This is a genomic window from Rhodoplanes sp. SY1 (assembly GCF_046000175.1).
Lineage (GTDB): Bacteria > Pseudomonadota > Alphaproteobacteria > Rhizobiales > Xanthobacteraceae > Rhodoplanes.
Genome location: NZ_JBEOMB010000096.1, coordinates 17,035 through 37,617 on the forward strand (window position 1 = coordinate 17,035; position 20,583 = coordinate 37,617).

14 protein-coding genes are annotated in these 20,583 nt (G+C 70.7%); 12 read left to right on the forward strand and 2 right to left on the reverse strand.

Annotated features, from left to right (window positions below; all coding sequences use genetic code 11):
- The first annotated feature begins 1 nt into the window (after window position 1).
- From ABTU92_RS21715 to ABTU92_RS21735, 5 genes are all read left to right on the forward strand, one after another.
- Window positions 2–967 carry a type II secretion system F family protein gene (locus ABTU92_RS21715; RefSeq protein WP_408093710.1) on the forward strand — a complete coding sequence of 322 codons (966 nt, stop codon included), beginning with the start codon at window positions 2–4 and terminating at the stop codon, window positions 965–967.
- Window positions 968–992: 25 nt separating this feature from the next.
- Entirely contained in the window at window positions 993–1,943 is a 951-nt protein-coding gene (locus ABTU92_RS21720) for a type II secretion system F family protein (protein ID WP_408093711.1), read from the forward strand.
- Window positions 1,944–2,099: 156 nt separating this feature from the next.
- The gene (locus ABTU92_RS21725) at window positions 2,100–4,859 is read left to right on the forward strand and encodes an EAL domain-containing protein (protein WP_408093712.1); all 2,760 of its coding nucleotides are present in this window, start codon (window positions 2,100–2,102) and stop codon (window positions 4,857–4,859) included.
- Window positions 4,860–4,863: 4 nt separating this feature from the next.
- A complete protein-coding gene (locus ABTU92_RS21730) occupies window positions 4,864–5,988 on the forward strand; it encodes a DUF2336 domain-containing protein (protein ID WP_408093713.1) in 1,125 nt (374 codons plus the stop codon).
- Between the two features lie 118 nt (window positions 5,989–6,106).
- The gene (locus tag ABTU92_RS21735; protein ID WP_408093714.1) at window positions 6,107–8,503 is read left to right on the forward strand and encodes a putative bifunctional diguanylate cyclase/phosphodiesterase; all 2,397 of its coding nucleotides are present in this window, start codon (window positions 6,107–6,109) and stop codon (window positions 8,501–8,503) included.
- Window positions 8,504–8,510: 7 nt separating this feature from the next.
- Here ABTU92_RS21735 and ABTU92_RS21740 read toward each other — a convergent pair whose 3' ends face one another.
- Both ABTU92_RS21740 and pcaB read right to left on the reverse strand, forming a co-directional pair.
- Window positions 8,511–8,831 (reverse strand): hypothetical protein, encoded by a 321-nt coding sequence (locus ABTU92_RS21740; RefSeq protein ID WP_408093715.1) that lies wholly within the window; start codon window positions 8,829–8,831, stop codon window positions 8,511–8,513.
- Window positions 8,832–9,174: 343 nt separating this feature from the next.
- Entirely contained in the window at window positions 9,175–10,548 is a 1,374-nt protein-coding gene (gene pcaB, locus ABTU92_RS21745) for a 3-carboxy-cis,cis-muconate cycloisomerase (protein WP_408093716.1), read from the reverse strand.
- A 166-nt stretch (window positions 10,549–10,714) separates the two neighbouring features.
- Between pcaB and ABTU92_RS21750 the strand changes: the two genes are divergently transcribed.
- The 7 genes from ABTU92_RS21750 to ABTU92_RS21780 all read left to right on the forward strand — a co-directional run bounded on the left by ABTU92_RS21750 (window position 10,715) and on the right by ABTU92_RS21780 (window position 20,450).
- Window positions 10,715–11,851 carry an energy transducer TonB gene (locus ABTU92_RS21750; RefSeq protein WP_408093717.1) on the forward strand — a complete coding sequence of 379 codons (1,137 nt, stop codon included), beginning with the start codon at window positions 10,715–10,717 and terminating at the stop codon, window positions 11,849–11,851.
- Between the two features lie 99 nt (window positions 11,852–11,950).
- Window positions 11,951–12,430, forward strand: coding sequence for a DUF6790 family protein (locus ABTU92_RS21755; RefSeq protein ID WP_408093718.1), 480 nt, complete (start codon window positions 11,951–11,953; stop codon window positions 12,428–12,430).
- 412 nt (window positions 12,431–12,842) lie between these two features.
- The gene (locus tag ABTU92_RS21760) at window positions 12,843–13,310 is read left to right on the forward strand and encodes a bacterioferritin-associated ferredoxin (protein WP_408093719.1); all 468 of its coding nucleotides are present in this window, start codon (window positions 12,843–12,845) and stop codon (window positions 13,308–13,310) included.
- A 181-nt stretch (window positions 13,311–13,491) separates the two neighbouring features.
- Complete coding sequence (gene bfr / locus ABTU92_RS21765; protein WP_408093720.1) at window positions 13,492–13,974, forward strand: bacterioferritin; 483 nt, start codon at window positions 13,492–13,494, stop codon at window positions 13,972–13,974.
- Window positions 13,975–14,389: 415 nt separating this feature from the next.
- The gene (locus ABTU92_RS21770) at window positions 14,390–15,862 is read left to right on the forward strand and encodes an efflux transporter outer membrane subunit (protein WP_408093721.1); all 1,473 of its coding nucleotides are present in this window, start codon (window positions 14,390–14,392) and stop codon (window positions 15,860–15,862) included.
- Window positions 15,863–15,969: 107 nt separating this feature from the next.
- Complete coding sequence (locus ABTU92_RS21775; protein WP_408093723.1) at window positions 15,970–17,295, forward strand: efflux RND transporter periplasmic adaptor subunit; 1,326 nt, start codon at window positions 15,970–15,972, stop codon at window positions 17,293–17,295.
- Window positions 17,292–20,450, forward strand: a complete 3,159-nt coding sequence (locus ABTU92_RS21780; protein ID WP_408093722.1) for an efflux RND transporter permease subunit — start codon at window positions 17,292–17,294, stop codon at window positions 20,448–20,450. Before ABTU92_RS21775 ends, ABTU92_RS21780 begins: the two co-directional genes overlap by 4 nt.
- Window positions 20,451–20,583: the final 133 nt, after the last annotated feature.

A 20,583-nucleotide genomic window follows, 5' to 3' on the forward strand; every position in this document is an offset into this window, starting at 1 on the left:
CATGCCGGACATCGATCCCGTCTATCTGATCTACGCCTTGGCGGCCGGCTCGGCGATCCTGTTCGGGGAGGGCGCCTATCTCCTGTTCGCCTCGGCGACGTCGTACCGCAAGCGGGTCAATCGCCGGCTCGCCTTGCTGGACGACGCGCGCGATCGCGAGAGCATCCTGGTGCAGCTGCGTCGCGAGCGCGGCCTCACCTCCGGTGGCGACCTCGCGCTGCCGTTCCTCTCGTTCAACCGGCTGCTCCTGCAGTCCGGCATGTCGGGCGGCATGACCCGCCTGGTGATCTACACGCTGATCGCCGCCGTGCTCGTGTTCTGCGCCGTGCTGGTGTTGCGCAACAGCATGGTCGAGGCGATCCCGGCGACTTTCGCGACGCTGACGATCGGCCCGCTCCTCGCGCTCAAGACGATGCGGTCGCGCCGGCAGAAGAAGTTCGGCGGCCAGTTCCCGGACGCCATCGACATCATCGTGCGCAGCCTCCGGGCCGGGCATCCGGTGCCGATCGCCGTCACCATGGTGGCGCGCGAGATGCCCGATCCGATCGGCTCGGAGTTCGGCATCGTCGCCGACGAGATCACCTACGGGGCGGATCTCGAGACGGCGATGCGCAACCTGTTCTTCCGGGTCGGTCAGGACGACCTGCCGCTGTTCGTCACCGCAGTGGCGATCCAGGGCTCGACCGGCGGCAATCTCGGCGAGATCCTCGAGAATCTCTCCGCCGTGATCAGGGATCGCTTCAAGATGCGCCGCAAGATCAGGGCGCTCGCCTCCGAAGGCAAGATGTCGGCCCTGCTCCTGTCGGCGCTGCCGATCGGCATGTTCTTCGTGATCCAGATGGTGGCGCCCGACTTCTACGGAAGCGTCTGGAAGTACGACCTCACCAAGCTCGGCCTCGGGGTCGCCGCCGCCTGGATGCTGGCCGGCAATCTCCTGATGTTCCGCATGGTCAACTTCAAGATCTGATCGCCGCCCGGAGAGAGACGCCGGCATGGACACGCTGATCGCCGAGAACGCCGACCTGCTGATCACGATCTTGGTGTTCGTGGCCGCCGCCACGGCCGCGTTCGGCGCCATGGCGATGGTGCAGGTGCGCGGGGCCGTCAAGCGGCGGGCGGCCGGCATCGTCGGCGGCGGAAACCTGGTCGAGGGCGGCGGTCGGCGGTCGTTCCGGCAGGCGAGCCTCGAGGCGATGCAGAAGCTCGTCGACTACACCACCAAGCACTACGCGAGCCTCGACACCGGCAACATGAAGCTGCTGCGCGCCCGCCTGGTGCAGGCCGGGATCTTCGATCCGCGCGCCGTCGGCCTCTTCTTCGTCCTGCGCTTCGGGCTGGCGATCGGCCTGGCGGCGCTCGCCTTCGTGCTGCTGCCCGCCGTGATGGACGCGACGAGCTCGTCCTATTGGGGCATGGTCGGCCTCGCCGGGCTCGCCGGCTATCTCGGGCCGAGCCTCGCGCTCGACCGTATCGTCAAGCAGCGGCGCGACGAGTACCGGGTCGGCTTCCCCGACTTCATGGACCTGCTGGTCGTCTGCGCCGATGCCGGGCTCGGCATGGAGGCGTCGCTCGAGCGCGTCGGCCGCGAGCTCGCCGATTCGTATCCGGCGCTCGCCCAGAACATCCACATCACCAATCTCGAGGTGCGGGCGGGCTGCAGCCTCACCGAGGCGCTCGAGCATTTCGGCGATCGTCTCGGGCTCGACGAGGTGCGCTCCTTCGCCACCTTGATCCAGCAGTCCGACGAGCTCGGCTCGAGCATCACCGAAGCGCTGCGCGTGTACAGCGAGGACATGCGCCACAAGCGACTGTCGCTCGCCGAGGAGAAGGCCTACAGCCTGCCCGTCAAGCTGTCGGTGCCGCTGATGGTCTGCGTCTTCCCGGTGCTGTTCGTCGTCATTCTGCTGCCCGTGGTCGTGCGGGTGAAGATGGGCGCGTACTGACAGGCGAAACACGATTTCCGGCTAGTGCGGAAGGCCTATTCCCGACGCTCCAAAGTCCTTCCGGCGCTGCATGAATCCTTAGCATTTCTCCGGGCATGATCCGGGCGGCCCCGCACCTTCGTCGACCTCCCACAGCGACCCGCTCACGATCGCCTCATGCCCCGACCCTGGACGTTCCGCACGTTGTCCGGCGCCGCCGCGCTGGTGCTGGGCTTCGTCGCGTGTGGCGTCGGCATCGGCGTGTGGCTCGACCGGGACCACGAGATCCGGGCCGGGCTGCGCAACGCCGAGAACGTCGCGGTGCTGCTCGGCGGGCAGATCAACGAATCGATCCGGACGGCCGACAGTGCTCTGCGCGACCTGCAGAGCCGCCTCTCCGCCGCATCGGACACGGGAGCCGGCGAGACGCTGGTGCTAGACGATCCACCGGCCTTCCGGGGCCTGATGATGGACCGGTTGCGACGCCTGCCGCAGGCGTTCGGGATCGGGCTGGTGGACAGCAGTGGGCGGCTCCTGCTGACGACCGTGCGGTGGCCCACGCCCGAGATCGACGTTTCGGACCGCGAGTACTTCCGCGAGCTGAAGGCGCACGACGACGACCGCCTGAGCACGGCTATTCCGGTCGTCGCCCGGGTCGACGATGGCAAGACCGTGATCCTGGCGCGCCGCGTCAACGGGCCGGACCGCCGGTTCCTCGGCGTCGTCCTGATCCGCATCGGGACCGAGTATTTCGAGTCGGTGTTCCGTCCAGTGAAGCGTCTCGACCGGCAGATCCTGACCTTCGCCCGCGCGGACGGCCAGCTGTTCACGCGCTATCCCGATCCGATCGATCGATTCGGCGCGCCGATCCCGGCCGATTCGCCGTGGCATGCCGCCTATGCGGCCGGCAACGGGGCCTACCGGTCGGACGGCGTGTTCGATGGCGTGCCGCGCTGGATCGTCGTGCGGAAGCTCGACGACTTTCCGCTCGCCGTGAGCGTGTCGGTCCCGGAGGCCGCGCTGCTCGGAGGCTGGTGGAGCCGCAGCCTCGCGGTCGCCGCCGCGACGCTCGCGTTTCTCGGTGCCGCCGCCGCGCTCCTCTCCCTGATGGGTCGTCAGTACCGTCGCACCAGCTCGTCCGAGGCGGCGCTGAGCGAGAAGTCGACCGCGCTCGCCCGCGAGCACGAGGCGCTGCTGGCCCACCAGGCCGCGCTGAAGGTCCAGAACCGGCGCTTCGACGCCGCCCTGAACAACATGACGCAGGGGCTCGCGATGTTCGATCGTACGGGTTGCCTTGTCGTCTGCAACCAGCGCTATCGCGACATCTACGGCATCTCGCTGGTCGATTCGGCGCCCGGCACGCCGCTCTGCGACGTGATCGCCGGATCCGAGGATCTGCGCGGCCGACCCGATCGCGCCCTCGAGCTGACCCGGACGGTACGGGAGCGGATCGCCCGCGGCGTGGTGACGACACAGGAGTTCGCCCTCCACAACGGCCGGATCATCCAGGTGGTCAACCAGCCCATGGAGGGGGGCGGCTGGCTGTCGACCCACGAGGACGTCACCGAGCGCCGCCAGACCGAGGAGAAGATCCGCCGGCTCGCCCACAACGATCTGCTCACCGGGATCGCCAACCGGTCGCACTTCCTGGAGGAGATCGAGGGCGCGCGCCGGCGCCTCGTCGCCGAGCAGCGGCCGTTCTCGGTGCTGATGCTCGACCTCGACCGCTTCAAGCCGGTCAACGACACGCTCGGCCACGCCGCCGGCGACACGGTCCTCAAGGAGATCGCCCGCCGCCTGCAGAAGGCGCTGCGCGCCGACGATGTCTTCGCTCGGCTGGGCGGCGACGAGTTCGCCGTCATCCAGTCGCCGCCCCGCGACTTCGTGGCCGGCGGCGACTGGGACGAGGCCATGCACGAGAGCGCCGTCGTGCTCGCCACCCGGATCGTCGACCTGGTCGACGAGCCCTTCGACATCGACGGCCACAAGGTGACGGTCGGCGCCAGCATCGGCATCGCGATGGCGCCGAAGGACGGCGTCAAGGTCGCCGAGCTGATGAAGAAGGCCGATCTCGCGCTCTATGCCATCAAGGGCAACGGCCGCAACGGCTTCGCCTTCTTCGATCCGTCGATGGCCGCGGAGGCCGACGAGCGCCACCGGCTCGAGGTCGACTTCCGGGCCGGGCTGGCGCGCGGCGAGTTCGAGCTCTACTATCAGCCGATCGTCGAGTCCGGGACGCGGCGGACGGTCGGCATGGAGGCGCTGGTCCGCTGGAACCATCCCGACCAGGGCCTGATCGCGCCGGACCGCTTCATCGCCATGGCGGAGGACACCGGTCTCGTCGGCACGCTCGGCGAGTGGATCCTGCAGACCGCCTGCGCCGAGGCTGCGACCTGGCCGGACGACGTCAAGATCGCCGTCAACATCTCGCCGGTGCAGTTCCGCAAGACCAATCTGCTCGACGTTATCATGTGCGCGCTGGTCGATTCCGGCCTGCCGCCCGAGCGGCTGGAGATCGAGATCACCGAGCGGGTACTGCTGGAATGGGAGGCCGAGCACGTCTCGACCCTGCATCAGCTCAAGAACCTCGGCGTCGCCGTCGCGCTCGACGACTTCGGCACCGGCTACTCGTCGCTCAGTTACCTGACGGCGTTCCCGTTCGACAAGCTGAAGATCGATCGCTGCTTCACCCGCGATCTGCTCGCCCGCGACGGCTGCGGCGCCATCGTCTGCGCCATCGTCAATCTCGGCCGCACCCTCGACATGGTCACGGTCGCCGAAGGCGTCGAGACCGAGGCCCAGCAGCGGATGCTGGAGGCCGCCGGCGTCGGCCAGATGCAGGGCTATCTGTTCGGCCGGCCGGCGCCGGCGTCCGGTCTCGCCATCGCCGCCGCGCCCCCGCCCGCCGCGCTCCCGGCCGGCACCGGCTCGGCCTGACGCCATGGTCGAGCCGCGCACCATCATCGAGGAGCTGGAGGAGGCGCTCGCCAGCCGCACCATCGGCTATCGGGCCGAGGCGCTGCGTCGCATCGCCGATCTGTTCCTCGGCCGCGCCACCGAGTACGACGAGGACGAGGTCGCGCTGTTCGACGACGTGATGGTGCGGCTGATCGGCGAGATGGAGATGTCGGTCCGTGCCGTCCTGGCGCGCCGTCTCGCCGACGTGCCGAACGCGCCCCGCGGGCTGATCCGGATGCTCGCCCGCGACGAGGCGATCGACGTCGCCGGCCCGGTGCTGACGACGTCGGAGCGGCTCGGCGACGAGACCCTGGTCGAGACCGCCAGCACGGCGAGCCAGGCGCATCTCCTCGCCATCTCCAAGCGCGCCGTCGTCAGCGAGGCGGTGTCGGACGTGCTGGTGACGCGCGGCGATCGCGACGTCGCCCTGTCCACGATCGCCAACCGCGGGGCGCGCTTCTCGGACGCCGGCCACGGCGTCCTGGTCGAGCGCTCCAAGGACGACGACGCGCTCGCCGTCGGCGTGTTCGGCCGCAACGACATTCCCCGCCAGCATCTCCTCAGGCTCCTCGCGGTGGCGTCCGAGAACGTCCGCCGCACCCTGGAGACGGTCGAGGGGCAGTCCGGCAAGGTGGTGCGCGAGATGCTGTCGGAGGTGGCCGACCGGGTGCAGGCCTCGGTGCGCCGGCTCTCGCCCGACTACTCGGATGCACGCCGTCAAGTCGCCGAGCTGCGCCGGCTCGGCGCACTCGACGAGGCGAAGATCCGCGAGTTCGCCGCCACGGGGCGGTTCGACGAGACGACGATCGCGCTCGCCGAGATGGCCGACCTGCCGATCGACGCCTGCGAGCGCGCCATGGTGCAGCCGCGGCCGGAGCTGGTAATCCTGCTCGCCAAGGCGATCGGGCTCTCGTGGAACACGACCAAGACGATCCTGCGGCTGCGCGACGGCGGTGCGGCCGATCGCGCGAGCGAGTCGCTCACGGCCTTCACCAAGCTGCGGCCCGAGACCGCCCGCAAGGCCGTGCAGTTCCTGCGCCTGCGCGGCCGTGCCGGCCACGCGAAGGGGGACGGAACGCCGCGCCGCCGGCCGGAGGCGAATATCTGACATGCAGACAGGGTGGACGACTTCGATACCTCCGTCCCGGCGAGGTTTCCTTAAGCGTCCCCGGCTATCCTGCGTGGCGAGGAGCGGGATCGGAATGTGGCGGTGGGCGAGACCGGGAGTGGCGCTGGGTCGGCGGGCGACGTTGCCGCCCGACATCCATGCGGATCTGGTCGCCGGCCTCTTCACGCCGGTGCCGTCGCTGGTCGTGGGCTGGGGCTCCAGCATCGCGATCGGCATCCTGATCGCGGCGCGCGGCGAGAGCGCCTGGCTCGTCGGCCTCGCGGTCGCGCTCGTCACCGTCGCCGCCGCGCGACTCTCGCTCGTGCTCGCCTATCGCCGGCAGCCGATCGGCGCCCGTACCGATCAGGCGACGGTGCGGCGCTGGGAGCGGCTGTGGACCGCCGGCGCCTGGGCGTTCGCGGCGATGCTGGGCGTCCTCTGCCTCGCGACGTTCCTGATCACGACCGACACGACCGCCCATCTGCTGATCGTCGGCTCGACGATCGGCTACACGGCGGGTGCGACGGCCCACAACGCCCCGCGCCCGCGCATCGCGATCGGCCAGGTCGTGCTGATCCTCGGACCGATCGCGCTCGGCGCGCTCCTGCACGGCGGCGTCGTCTATCAGGTCTTCGCCGTCATCACGCTGCTCTATCTCGCCGCCGCCGCCGAGCTCGCCGTCACGCTCGGCCGCCGCAGCCTGCGCTACCGCCTCGCCCATCGCGAGAAGGCGGCGCTCGCCCGATCGCTGGCCGAGCAGAACATGCGGTTCGAGGCGGCGCTGAGCAACATGTCGCATGGGCTGTGCATGTTCGACCGCCGCGGCCGGCTGGTCGTCAGCAACTCGCGCCTGTGCGAGATCTACGGCCTGCCGGACGGGGCGTTCCGGCCCGGCATGTCGGTCCGCGACATGCTGGTCCGCAGCATCGCGGCCGGCAACCATCCGGACGGCGACGCGGCCGAGATGGCGGCCTTCTTCGAGGGCCGGCTCGTCGGCGGGGTGCCGAGCAGCTCCACCATGACGCTCGCCGACGGCCGCACCATCCAGCTGTCGCAGTGGCCGGTCGCCGACGGCGGCGCCGTGGTGCTGTTCGAGGACGTCACCGAGCGCGAGCGCGCCGTCGCCCGGGCCGAGTGGCTCGCCACCCACGACGAGATGACGGGCCTGCCGAACCGCGTCCTGTTCGGCCGCACGCTCGACGACGCCATCGCGGTGGCGCGCACGGCGCGGCGGCGCTTCGCCGTGATGTTCATCGATCTCGACCGCTTCAAGTACATCAACGACACGCTCGGCCACGCCGCCGGCGACCTGCTGCTCAAGGAGGTCGCATCCCGGCTCGCCGGCTGCATCGGCGCGGAGGACGTGGTCTCGCGTCTCGGCGGCGACGAGTTCCTGCTGCTGGTCACCAGCGTCTCCGAGCCGGAGGCCGTGGAGGAGATCGCCCGCGGCATTCTCGCCTCCGTCGCCGCGCCGATCGTCGTGCTCGGCCAGGAGTGCCGGGTCACGGCCAGCATCGGGGCGGCGTTCTATCCGACCGACGGGCACGACGGCGACACCCTGACCCGCAGCGCCGACGCCGCCATGTATCTCGCCAAGGACGAGGGCCGGGGCTGCGTGCGACTGTTCTCGCCGGCGATCGAGCGGCGCTCGTTCGAGCGGCTGGTGCTGGAGACCGGCCTGCGCGGCGCACTGGAGCGTAACGAGCTCGTGCTGCACTACCAGCCCAAGCGTCGCATCGCGACAGGCGAGATCTCCGGGCTCGAGGCGCTGGTGCGCTGGAGCCATCCGGCGCTCGGTCTCGTCTCGCCGGCGCGGTTCGTGCCGCTCGCCGAGGAGACCGGCCTGATCGTGCCGATCGGCCGCTGGGTGCTGGCCACCGCCTGCGCCGAGGCGATGGCGTGGCAACGCCGCGGCTTCCCGCCGATGCCGGTCGCCGTCAACCTGTCGCCGCGCCAGTTCGCCGACGGCTCGCTGCTCGCCGACATCGAGGCGGCGCTCGCCGAGTCCGGGCTGGCGCCGGAGCTGCTCGAGCTCGAGATCACCGAGAGCATGGTGGTCGAGAATCTCGCCAGCACGCTGCCGCTCCTCACCGCCCTGCGCGCGCGCGGCGTCCAGCTCGCGATCGACGATTTCGGCACCGGCTACTCGTCGATGGCGCTGGTCCGTCAGCTTCCGGTCGACACCCTCAAGATCGACCGCTCCTTCATCCGCGACGTCCTCGCCAATCCCGAGGACACGGCGATCGCCGAGGCGATCCTGGCGCTCGGCAAGGCGCTCGACCTCACCATCGTGGCGGAGGGCGTCGAGACCGAGGCGCAGGAGACCTTCCTGCGCGAGCACGGCTGCCACGAGATGCAGGGCTTCCTGTTCAGCCGCCCGCTGCCGGCCGAGGAGGTCGCTTCGTTCGTGCGGACCTACGAGCTGTCGCGGCTGAAGGCGGTCGCCGGCGTCGGCGCCGCGAAGGGGCCGGCGCGGCGGAACCGGGCCGCCGGCAAGCAGCGGAACGCCGGCTGAGCCCTGATCATTGCGGGGTGGACGACCCCGCGGCGCTCTCGCCGTCGCTCTCCCAGACGAAGTTCATGCCGCCTTCGCCGATCCGGAACCAGCGCTTGCGGTGCGGCGTCTCCAGCCGATGGAAGCCGACGATCACGTCGCCCGTGGTGCTGCTCACGGCCACGACGGCCGCCTTGGCGGCGAGCAGGCCGCAGACCAGCCCGGCGGCGCGGCGGTCGCATCCCGACGTGCTCAGCGCGCGACTCAATGTCGACAGAGCTTCCGCCTCGTCGCAAATGACCGAGGCGTGTCGTAGCTCCGGTGGGAGCTGCTCCGGTGGGTGCGGCATGGCGAAGTCTCCGATCGGCCACCCGCAAATGCGCTGTGCGAAGGCTGCCGGGCCGGGTGCGGTGTCTGCGGCCAGGACTTCGGTGCTCCGAGGACTTCGATCAATCGACGACGTCGAGGCTCGACGGCTTCGACGCCTCGGTTTCGTCGCCTCGGTTTCGTCGCCTCGACGGGGATGAGACTTCGCGTGCGAAGCAGCGAACACCGTAAAAAGCGCAGGAAACTGATCTCGATCAAAAACAGCGTAAAACAGCGGTCCTGTCACCCACCGGCGGCAGCCGTGCGACCGTGATGCTGCATTGACATACCGACGGTGTATGCCGATCCCGCTGGAGCGTGCCGCGTCAGCCGCCCCCGGTCTGACGACTGTCTTCTGCGAACAGCGCCAGCACCTGGTCGACCGCCGCACCGGCCGCGCCCGTGTAGTTGGCCGGATCGCACAGCCGGTCGATCGCGTCGGGGTCGAGATGCCGCGTCACCGTCGCGTTCTCCTTCAGCAGGTCGGCGAGCGGGCGGCCGCTGGCGAGCGCCGCACGTGACAGCTCGGCGACGAGATGATGGGCGTTGCCGCGCCCGAGCGCGGCGGCGAGCCCCATCTGCACGGCCTCGGCCGTGACCAGCCCGTTGGTGATCGCGAGATTGGCCCGCATGCGCGCGGCGTCGACCGTGAGGCCGCTCACCACGCCGCGGGTGTGGGCCAGGATGCCGGCGGACAGGCAGAAGATCTCCGGCACCACGATCCACTCGGTCTGCCAGGCGCCGCTCGCCCGCTCGTGGTCCTCCACCATCGCCTCGTAGAGCGTGGCGGCGAGCTGGCGCACCACCGGCACGGCCGCCTGGATCATCACCGAGGACACCGGGTTGCGCTTCTGCGGCATGGTCGAGGACGAGCCGCGGCCGGGCGCGGCGGCCTCCGCCGCCTCGGCGACCTCGGTCTGCATCAGCAGCGTCACGTCACGGGCGAGCTTGCCGCAGGTGCCGGTGACGAGGGCCAGGTACCCGCCCGCCTCGGCGATGCGGTCGCGCGCCGTGTGCCAGGCGATCTCGGGCGCCCCGAGGCCGAGCTCGGCCATCAGGGCGGCGTGGACGGTCGGCCCCTTGTCACCGAGCGAGGCGAGCGTGCCGACGGCGCCGCCGAGCTGGCCGACCAGGATCCGGGGCAGGAGCTGCGACAGGCGCTCCCGATCCCGCAGCATGGCGGCGAGCACGCCCGCCATCTTGAAGCCGAACGTCGTCGGGATGGCGTGCTGGAGCTGGCTGCGCGCCGCCATCACGGTGTCGCGGTGCAGGCGGGCGAGCTCGGCCAGCGCCTCGGCGATGGCGGCGAGGTCGGCGTCGATCAGCGCGAAGGCCTCGCGCATCTGCAGCACCGTCGCCGTGTCCATGATGTCCTGGGTGGTGGCGCCGTAGTGGCACCACTGGCCGAGGCCGTCGCGGCACAGCGCGGTGAGCTGGGCGACCACCGGCTGGACCGGGGCGCCGATCCGCTCGGTGTCGCGCTTCAGCTTGTCCAGGTCGACCTCGTCGAGCGCGCAATGGCGCTCGATCTCCGCGGCCGCCTCGGTCGGGATGACTCCGAGACGCGCCTCGACGCGGGCGAGCGCCGCCTCGATGGCGAGGTAGAGGGTCAGCCGGTGCTCGTCGGAGAAGACCCGGCGCATCGCCGGCGTCGCGAAGACGTCGCGCAGGACCATCGAGTCGAGGGCGGTGGCGGGCATCGGAATCCTTCCAAGAGGCGCCGCGGCGCGGGCGGGGTGGTCGACGACGGGTCGTTCGGGCGGCGATTCTGGCGGGCATTTCGGGCGGACGGTCGGCTCGCGGCCGCCGTTCCGCGGTCGCGCCATGCCGGATAGGCTAGGCTAACAAGAGGTGTAGAGTCGCTCCATGCTCGACGTGTCCGACCTCCGCAGCAAGGCCGTGCCGCCGCCGCCCGCGGTCCCCGACCTGCGGGCCGGGCCGGCGCAGCGTCCGGCGCCGCCGGCCGGCCGCGTCGTCGACGTGGCGCTGCCGGTCGGCGACAACATCGTGCCGTTCCGCCGCCCGTCTCCGGCCGCCGCCGAGGGGGCGCCGTCCGTCGGCTCGGTCGACGCCAGCCGCCGGCCCGCGCCGCTCGCCCCGGAGCACCGCCGCGCCTTGGTCGTCGCGGCCGCGCTGGTCGTCTCGCTCGCCGTCCATACGGGGCTCTACGCCTGGCTCGACCGGCCGGCGGAGCCGCTCGCCAGCATCGGGCTCGAATCGATGTCGGTCGAGCTGGTGCTCGGCGCCGACAGCGCCGCCGGCCGGGCCGCGGCGCCGAGCCCGGAGGAGGCCGAGTCGGCCGCCGCGACGCCCGCGGCCGCTCCGCCGGAGCCTCCCGACACGGCGGCGGCCGACGACCCGCGGCCGGCGGCCGAGCCGCCCGCCGAGGTCTCCGCGACGGACCCGAAGGAGCCGGCGGAGGTCCCGACGGCATCCACGACCCCGCCCGACGCGACTGTCGACCGCGACGTGCCGCCCGCGGTCGAGCCGGTCCTCGCCACCCCGGCGCCGGCCGTCGACACCGTCGCCAGCCCGGCGCCCGTGGTCCGTCCGCCCGATCCTCCGGCTCCGAAGCCGGCGGCCCGCCGTGCCGAGGCGCCGCGGAAACCGGCCCAGCGGGCAGCGAAGCCGCGCCGTCAGGACGTCCCGGCGACCCGGGAGAGCCGCGTCGCGGCCGTCGCTGCCTCGGCCGGGTCGAGCGGCGTCGGCATCGGGCGCTCCGATGCGCAATCGAACTATCCGGGCCTCGTCCTCGCCCATCTGGCCCGCTTCAAGCAGTATCCGGGCGCGGCGCGGGCACAGGCGCGCGGCGGGGTCGCCCGGGTGCGCTTCACGCTCGACGGCGGCGGCCGGGTGACCGGCGTGTCGCTCGCGCAGGGCAGCGGTCACGCCGATCTCGACCAGGAGAGCGTCGCGGTGGTGCGGCGCGCCTCGCCGTTCCCGGCGCCGCCCGGCGGGCGGCCGCAATCCTTCACGCTGCCGGTCCGCTTCGGCCTGCGCTGATCCGACCCGCGTCCACCGGCCCGCGCGCGACCTGTCGGACAAGACCCTGCCGGACAGGACAGAGCCCGCCTCCGAGAGTGTCGTTCGAAAGGAGCCCGCATGGTCTCGATCGTTCCGGTGGCGAGCTGGCTCGCCGCGCTCGTCGCCGCCGCCGTGGTGCTGGTGCGCCGGCCGCGGCCGCTGCATGCCGACGTCGCCGCCGACGTGCTGCTGCGCTGGATCCTGGTGTTTCCGGTCGGCCTGATGGGGCTGTGGGCGGCGCTCGGCCACATCGCGTTCCCGGCCCAGGCGGCAGCGTCGATCGGCTGGGCGCCGAGCCCGTTCCAGTACGAGGTCGGCGTCGCCAATCTGGGCCTCGGGCTCGCCGGGCTCTACGCGGCGTTCCGCGGCTACGAGGCGCGGCTCGCCGTCGCTCTCGTGGTGACGGCCTTTCTGGGCGGCGCGGCGGTCGGCCACGTCCGCGACATCGTGACGGCCGGCAACCTGGCGCCGGGCAATGCCGGGCCCATCCTGGTCACCGACATCGCCACCCCCGTGGCCCTGCTGCTGCTCCTCGCGGTGGCTCGACGGCGTGCGTAAAAATCCTTGCTGCGACAGCGGTTACGTATTCGACCGGAGCGCCGCGGCGGCGCCGACGGCGCGTCCGGTTCAAGACAACCATCAGACGAAATTGCGATGCGTTTGCAGGATCGAGCCGGACGGGGCGATGCCGGCCGGCTGGCGCAAGACTTCGTCTGGCGAGTTCCTGACAATCTCATGTCTCCGCACCGGCCGAGGGGCTAGCTAGACGTGTAGATTGGAGTCTTTCTCGGCAGAAGAATTGAGTACGGTCTGCCCGGAATTGGGTCTGTAGACTGGAATATTTCTGGACAACACATGAATTAGAACCATTTCAAAGAGATTTTTTCTTTTGCAATCCAGTCCTAACTGCCCTATTTCAAGGGTCGAGCCCGCGTTCGCTGAACCATCCGTACCGGAAGCCGCGTCCGCCATGATCGTCTGCTCCTGCAATGTCCTGTCGGACCACCAGATCCGCGACGTCGTCGCGGAGCGTGGCACGCGGCTCACGAGCCAGGTCTATGGCTGTCTCGGCTGCAGCGCCCAGTGCGGCCGCTGCGCCCGCACGATCCGCAAGATCATGGACCAGGCGCTGCTGTCCTGCGGCAACCAGTGCGCCTGCTGCCCGGCCCACGAGGCCCACACTCACCCGCAGGGTGAGGAGGGGCACGATCACGGGCCTCATCACCACGGGCATCATCACCACGACCACGGGCACGATCACCACCACGACCATCCGCATGCGCATCCGCATGCTCCGGTCGAGGCGGCGCACGAGCACGATCACCCGGTCCGGCGCGCCGAACCCGCGTCGCACGGGACCGCCGATCGTCTCCCGGCCGCACGGTCGGGCCATGCCCAGCTCGTCCATCCCCACCCGGTCCACGGGGCGGCGGACTGACCGTTCGGCGGCTTTTCCGGCACGCCTACTCCCGGTATTAAGATGGTGATTTTCAAGCCGTTCGCGCCCTTGCTTTGAGGGCCCGGTTCCACCAGTTTAGAACCGCGCAAAGGAGCGCGACGCGCGGCATGGCGCCGGTCCGCCAGGCAGCGGTTCGGCCGCCACGAATGGAGCACGCAGGATGAAGGGCGACGCCAAAGTCATCGAATACCTGAACAAGGGATTGCGCAGCGAGCTGACGGCGATCAATCAGTATTGGCTCCATTATCGGATGCTCGACAACTGGGGCTTCAAGGACCTCGCCAAGAAGTGGCGCAAGGAAGCCATCGAGGAGATGGAGCACGCCGACAAGTTCGTCGACCGGATTCTCTTTCTGGAGGGCTTCCCGAACCTCCAGGTGCTCGATCCGCTGCAGATCGGCCAGTCCGTCAAGGAGGTCCTCGAAGCCGACCTCTCGGCCGAGCAGGGCGCCCGCGCGCTGTACCAGGAGGCCGCCGCCTACTGCAACACGGTCAAGGACTTCCCGTCGCGCGACCTGTTCGAGGAGCTGATGGCCGACGAGGAAGGCCACATCGACTTCCTGGAGACCCAGCTCGACCTCGTCGCCAAGATCGGCGTCGAGCTCTACTCGCAGCACCACATCGGCGAGCTCGACGAGGACTGAGCGCACGCTCGCGGCTCCGGGTCGTCTGCGCGCCCGCGAGTCGTTTGCGCGACCGACACGCCGTCTCGCGATATGGCCGGGCTTCGCTCGGCCATATTGCGTTGCGGCCGGCGCGCATCGGCCCGCGGACATTCGGGCGACGGCGAGGCGGCGAAACGCCCGGGACACACTCTTCCCGTCGGGCGCGCGACCGACGCTTCCCGCGTGTCGCCCGCCCGCAACGCCGGTCGGTCAAATCGCCGCCCTCCGAAGGACGGCCGCGCCCCTGTCGTAATTGTAATGACGGTCTTGCCGGCCATCGGCTCTAGTATCGCCCCGAACGGAGCCGACCCGGACAAGGGACGACGGGCGGCAGTTCAACGGGCACCGGCGCCGATCTCCTCGGCCGGGCGGCCCCACCACGACGATGCGTAACATGGACCTCAGTGGCGAGATCGACAGCGGGCGGCCCGGCTTCCGTCGGGCCGAGCGTGCCGGCGCGCTCGCCCGCACGCTCGCCGGTGTGCTCGTGCTCGCGCCGCTGCTCGGCGGCTGCTTCGTCGACACCGAGAAGCCCGAGCTCGCCCTCGACATCCCGCGCCAGTACAAGGAAGCCCGCGGCGCCGCCGAGATCGGCCCGGCGCTCGACTGGTGGCGCGGCTTCAAGTCGGGCGAGCTGACCGTGCTGATGGAGGAGGCGCAGACCTCCAATCTCGACATCGCCGCCGCGGTCGCCCGCATCCTGCAGGCGGACGCGCAGGCGCGGATCAGCGGCTCGGTGCTGCTGCCGAACCTCTCCGGCAACGGCCAGGCGTCTCGCACCCGCACCTCGGCCGCCTCGTCGTCGGCCGGCATCGCCAGCGAGCGCTCGTCCTACTCGACCTATCTGACGGCGAGCTACGAGCTCGACTTCTGGGGCAAGAACAAAGCGACCCTGCTGGCCGCCCAGGAGAATGCGGTGGCGACGCGGTTCGACCGCGACACCGTCGCCCTCACCGCGATGGCGAATGTCGGGACCAACTACTTCCAGCTCCTCGCCGCCCAGGACCGGCTGCGCATCGCCAAGAACAACCTCGCCGCCGCGACCCGCATCCTCGGCCTGATCAAGGAGCGCTTCGCCGCCGGCACGGCCAACAGCCTCGACGTCTCGCAGCAGGAATCGCTCGCCGCGACGGTCAGGGCCAACCTGCCGGCCTACGAGATCACGATCCGGCAGAGCGCCGCGACGCTCGCCGTGCTGGTCGGCCGCACGCCCGAGCACTTCGCCGTCAAGGGCGGCTCGCTCGACACCGTGGCGGTGCCGCGCATCCCGCCCGGCCTGCCGTCCGACCTGATCAACCAGCGGCCCGACATTCGCGCCGCCGAGGCGAGCCTCGTCTCCGCCAACCATTCGGTCGAGGCGGCGCGGGCGAGCTTCTTCCCGTCGATCGGCCTCACGGCGCAGAACGGCGTGCAGAGCGCCGCGCTGGCGAGCCTGTTCGGCCCCGGCGCCTGGTTCTACACGGCGACCGCTTCGATCACGCAGCCAATCTTCGACGGCGGCAACCTGCAGGGTCAGCTCGAGCAGACCCAGGGGCGCCAGCTCGAGCTCTTGCAGACCTATCGCCAGTCGGTGATCAACGGCTTCGCCGATGTCGAGCGCGCCCTGATCGCGCTGCGTCAGCAGACCGAGCGCGAGCGCCTGCAGGCGCAGGCCGTGCGGGCCGCCCGCGAGGCGTTCGACATCTCGGAATCGCGGCTGCGGGAGGGCATCGTCGACTACGTCACGGTGCTCAACACGCAGCAGACCCTGTTCACGGCGCAGGACACGCTCGTCCAGGTGCGACTGGCCCGGATGCTGGCCGCCGTGAGCCTGTACCAAGCGCTGGGCGGCGGCTGGCCGCCGCGCATCGGAGGCAACCGCGCGTGAAGAGCGCAACCGACGAGAGGACCGACGGCGCGGCATCGTCACCGCCGCCGCCGCGACCGCGCCGCCGCGGCCGCACGGTCCTCGGCTATCTGATCACGCTCGCCGTGATGGCGGGCGTCACCTGGCTGATCGTGACGCAGACCGGCTTCAAGCCCGGGGGCGGCGAGGGCGCACCGCCCGGTCCGCCCGGCATGATGCGGGGTGGCGGTGGCCCGGGCGGCCGCATGGGCCGCGACATGGCCGTGCCGGTGCTGGCGGCGACCGCGAAGACCGCCGACGTGCCGGTCTATTTCGACGGGGTCGGCACGACGCGCGCCCTCAACGTCGTCACGGTGCGCAGCCAGGTCGACGGCAAGCTCCTGAAGCTCAACTTCAAGGAGGGCCAGGACGTCGAGCGCGGCTTCGTGCTCGCCGAGATCGACCCGACCATCTACCAGGCCCAGTACGACCAGGCGGTCGCCAAGAAGGCGCAGGACGAGGCGCAGCTCGCCAATGCGCGGCTCGACCTCGAACGCTACGTGCGGCTCGCCCAGTCGAACGCCGCGACCAAGCAGCAGGCCGACACCCAGCGCGCCACCGTGGCCCAGCTCGAGGCGCAGGTGAACGCCGACCAGGCGGCGATCGACAACACCAAGGCCTATCTCGACTACACCAAGGTGGTGGCGCCGATCTCGGGACGTACCGGCATCCGGCTCGTCGACGTCGGCAATCTGGTCAAGGCGACCGACACCACCGGCCTCGTCGTGATCACCCAGGTGCGGCCGATCTCGGTGATCTTCACGCTGCCGCAGCAGCAGCTCGCCGCCGTCAACAAGGCGTTCGCCGGCGGCCGGCTGGAGACGCTCGCGCTCGGCACCGACAATCGCACCGTGCTCGACCGCGGCTTTCTCCAGGTGATCGACAACCAGGTGGATTCCACCACCGGCACCGTCAAGCTGCGCGCCGAGTTCCCCAACGCCGACCTGCAGCTCTGGCCGGGCCAGTTCGTCAACATCAAGCTCCTGGTCGACACGTTGAAGCAGGTCGTGACGGTGCCGACCGCGGCCGTGCAGCGCGGCCCGAACGGCACCTTCGCCTATGTGGTGAAGCCGGGCGACACGGTCGCCGTGACGCCCGTGACGGTGACGCAGCAGGACGACACGACCGCGGTGATCGCCAGCGGCGTCGCGGCCGGCGATCGCGTCGTGACGACCGGCTTCTCGCAGCTCGCCGACGGCAAGCGCGTCACCGTCACGCCGGCCGAGGGCGGCGCGACGCCGGCCGCGAGCCAGCCCGGAGGCGGTGCACCGGCGGGTGGCCCTCCCGGCGGACGCCGGCGTCCCGAGGGTGCGGCGCCGCAGGCCGGCGGTCCCGGCGCGGGCCAGGGCGCCGAGACCCGGCCGGCGGAGCGGCCGCGGCGGACCGAGGGAGCCGGCGGGAGCACGGTGCGATGAGCGTCTCCGCGCCGTTCATCCGGCGGCCGATCGCCACCTCGCTGCTCGGCTTCGCCGTGATGCTCGGCGGCCTGCTCGGCTACTGGCTGTTGCCGGTCGCCTCGTTGCCGCAGGTGGACTTCCCGACCGTCCAGGTGACGACGCGGCTGCCCGGCGCCTCGGCCGACACCATGGCGGCACTGGTGACGGCGCCGCTGGAGCGCCAGTTCGGCCAGATCCCGGCGCTCGACCAGATGGTGTCGTCGAGCTCCTACGGGGTCAGCCAGATCACGCTGCAGTTCGATCTCGGTCGCGACATCGACGCCGCCGCCCAGGACGTGCAGTCGGCCATCAACGCGGCCGGCTCGACGCTGCCGCGCAACCTCCCGTATCCGCCGGCCTATTCGAAGGTGAATCCGGCCGACGCGCCGATCGTCACCATCGCGCTCACCTCGCCGACCATCCCGCTGCGGCAGATGAGCGACCTCGCCGACACCATGATCGCCCAGCGGCTCTCCGAGGTGAGCGGCGTCGGCCGCGTCTCGGTGCAGGGCAATCTCAAGCCCGCGGTACGCATCCAGGCCGATCTCGCCCGGCTCGCCGCCTACGGCATCGCGCTGGAGGACCTGCGCGCGACCATCATCAACGCCAACGTGGCGGGGCCGAAGGGCTCGCTCGACGGGGCGCACCAGTCCTACACGATCGCGGCCAACGACCAGCTCGAGGCGGCGGAGGCCTACCGGGCTCAGATCATCGCCTGGCGCAACGGCGCGCCGGTGCTGCTGCGCGACGTCGCCGACGTCGTCGACGGTCTGGAGAACAGCAAGGTCGGCGGCTGGTACGACGGCAAGCCCGCCGTCGTCATCGACATCCAGCGCCAGCCCGGCGCCAACGTGATCGAGACGGTCCGCCGCATCATGGCCGAGCTGCCGCGGCTGCGCACCGCCATGCCGGTCGGCGTCGACCTCCAGGTGGTGTCGGACCGCACCGACACGATCCGCGCCTCGGTGCGCGACGTGCAGTTCACCCTGGTGCTCGCCATCGGCCTCGTCGTGCTGACCGTGCTCCTGTTCCTCCGCAGCGCGCGGGCGACCGTGATCGCCGGCGTCGCGCTGCCCTTGTCGCTGGTCGCCACCTTCGGGGTGATGTGGTTCTGCGGCTTCAGCCTCAACAACCTCTCGCTGATGGCGCTGACCATCGGCACCGGCTTCGTCATCGACGACGCCATCGTGATGATCGAGAACATCGTCCGCCACGTCGAGGACGGCGAGGACCCGTTGCAGGCGGCGCTCGACGGCGCGCGCGAGATCGGCTTCACCGTGATCTCGCTGACCGTGTCGCTGATCGCCGTGTTCATCCCGCTGTTGTTCATGACCGGGATCGTCGGGCGCATGTTCCGCGAGTTCGCGCTGACGCTGACGATCGCCGTCGTCGTCTCGGCCGTGGTGTCGCTGACCCTGACCCCGATGATGTGCGCGCGGCTCCTACGCCGCAGCGACACCGGCACGGGCGGCGGGGCGGTGGGGCGCGCCTTCAACCGCGTCGTCGAGGCGAGCATCGAGGGCTACCGGAAGAGTCTGGACTGGGTGCTGGAGCGGCAGGTGGCGACGCTCGTCGTCACGGCCATCACGCTCGCCGCCACGGTGTGGCTCTACATCGTGATCCCCAAGGGCTTCCTGCCGTTGCAGGACACCAGCATGATCACGGCCGTCGTCGAGGCCGGACCCGAGGTGTCGTTTTCCGAGATGCAGCGGCTGCAGGACCAGGTCGTGACGGCGATCCGCCGCGACGGCGACGTCACCGGCGTCGTCTCGGTGGTCGGCGTCTCGACCATGAACCCGACCCCGAACGCCGGGCGGGTCGCCGTGATGCTGAAGCCGCGCGGCGAGCGGAGCGATTTCGTCGACACGATTATCGACCGGCTGAAGCGCGAGGTCGCGCCGATCCCCGGCGTGGTCGTCTACTTCCAGCCCGTGCAGGACATCCAGATCGGCACGCGGGCGAGCCGCGCCCAGTACCAGTACACGCTCACCGGCGTCGACTCGGCCGACGTGTCGGGCTGGGCCGACAAGCTGGTCGCGCAGCTCCGCCAGGACCACCGCGTGCAGGACGTCGCCTCGGAGGCGCAGGACGGCGGCCTGCGCCTGTTCGTGCGCATCGATCGCGAGGCGGCCGGCCGGCTCGGCGTGCCGATGCAGTCGATCAACGACACGCTGTACAACGCCTTCGGACAGCGCCAGATCTCGACCATCTACGGCCAGGCCAACCAGTACCGGGTGATCCTCGAGGCCAAGCCCGAGTACCAGACCGACCCGTCGACGCTGTCGAAGCTCTTCCTCCCCGTCGGCTCGACCGTCGCGACGACATCCGTGACCAGCTCGACCTCGGCCACCTCGACGGCGCCGTCGATCTCGACGAACCTGGTGCCGCTCTCGGCGGTCGCGACGCTGGAGCGCACCACGGCGCCGCTCGCCATCATGCACGAGGCGCAGTTCCCCGCCGCCACCATCAGCTTCAATCTCGCCGCCGGCGCCTCGCTGTCGGACGCGGTCGCCGCCGTCGGGGCGGCCGAGCAGGCGATCGGCATGCCGGCCTCGATCACCGGCAGCTATTCGGGCGACGCGGCGGAGTTCTCGAAGTCGCTCGCCGGCACGCCGTGGCTGATCCTCGCTGCCGTGGTCGCGATCTACATCGTGCTGGGCGTGCTCTACGAGAGCTACATCCACCCGCTGACCATCCTGTCGACGCTGCCCTCCGCCGGCGTCGGTGCGCTGCTCGCCCTGATGCTGTTCGGGCAGGATCTCTCGGTGATCGCGCTGATCGGCATCATCCTCTTGATGGGCATCGTCAAGAAGAACGCCATCCTGATGATCGACTTCGCCCTCGACGCCGAGCGCGGCGAGGGGCTCTCCCCGCGCGACGCCATCGTCAAGGCGTGCCTCTTGCGCTTCCGGCCGATCATGATGACGACGCTCGCGGCGCTGTTCGGCGCGCTGCCGCTGGCGGTCGAGAGCGGCACCGGTTCTGAGCTGCGCTTCCCGCTCGGCATCACCATCATCGGCGGCCTGCTGCTGAGCCAGGTCCTGACGCTCTACACGACGCCGGTGATCTACCTCTGGATGGAACGCCTGCGCGCCCGCATCGCGGGTCCGGCGCTCCCCCGGCCGGCGGAGTAGGGGCGATGACGATCGAGCCCACCCGCAAGAGCACTCTTTCACTTCTTACCGGCGGGGAAAGGCCGGCGCCCGCGTTTCCCTCTCCCCGCGTGCGGGGAGAGGGTGGCTCGCCGCGCAGCGGCGAGTCGGGTGA

Coding starts and splice junctions, on each gene's coding strand:
- ABTU92_RS21715 (WP_408093710.1), top strand. CDS start 2: ATGCCGGACATCGATCCCGTCTATCTGATCTACGCCTTGGCGGCCGGC.
- ABTU92_RS21720 (WP_408093711.1), top strand. CDS start 993: ATGGACACGCTGATCGCCGAGAACGCCGACCTGCTGATCACGATCTTG.
- ABTU92_RS21725 (WP_408093712.1), top strand. CDS start 2,100: ATGCCCCGACCCTGGACGTTCCGCACGTTGTCCGGCGCCGCCGCGCTG.
- ABTU92_RS21730 (WP_408093713.1), top strand. CDS start 4,864: ATGGTCGAGCCGCGCACCATCATCGAGGAGCTGGAGGAGGCGCTCGCC.
- ABTU92_RS21740 (WP_408093715.1), bottom strand. CDS start 8,831: ATGCCGCACCCACCGGAGCAGCTCCCACCGGAGCTACGACACGCCTCG.
- pcaB (WP_408093716.1), bottom strand. CDS start 10,548: ATGCCCGCCACCGCCCTCGACTCGATGGTCCTGCGCGACGTCTTCGCG.
- ABTU92_RS21750 (WP_408093717.1), top strand. CDS start 10,715: ATGCTCGACGTGTCCGACCTCCGCAGCAAGGCCGTGCCGCCGCCGCCC.
- ABTU92_RS21755 (WP_408093718.1), top strand. CDS start 11,951: ATGGTCTCGATCGTTCCGGTGGCGAGCTGGCTCGCCGCGCTCGTCGCC.
- ABTU92_RS21760 (WP_408093719.1), top strand. CDS start 12,843: ATGATCGTCTGCTCCTGCAATGTCCTGTCGGACCACCAGATCCGCGAC.
- bfr (WP_408093720.1), top strand. CDS start 13,492: ATGAAGGGCGACGCCAAAGTCATCGAATACCTGAACAAGGGATTGCGC.
- ABTU92_RS21770 (WP_408093721.1), top strand. CDS start 14,390: ATGGACCTCAGTGGCGAGATCGACAGCGGGCGGCCCGGCTTCCGTCGG.
- ABTU92_RS21775 (WP_408093723.1), top strand. CDS start 15,970: ATGGCGGGCGTCACCTGGCTGATCGTGACGCAGACCGGCTTCAAGCCC.
- ABTU92_RS21780 (WP_408093722.1), top strand. CDS start 17,292: ATGAGCGTCTCCGCGCCGTTCATCCGGCGGCCGATCGCCACCTCGCTG.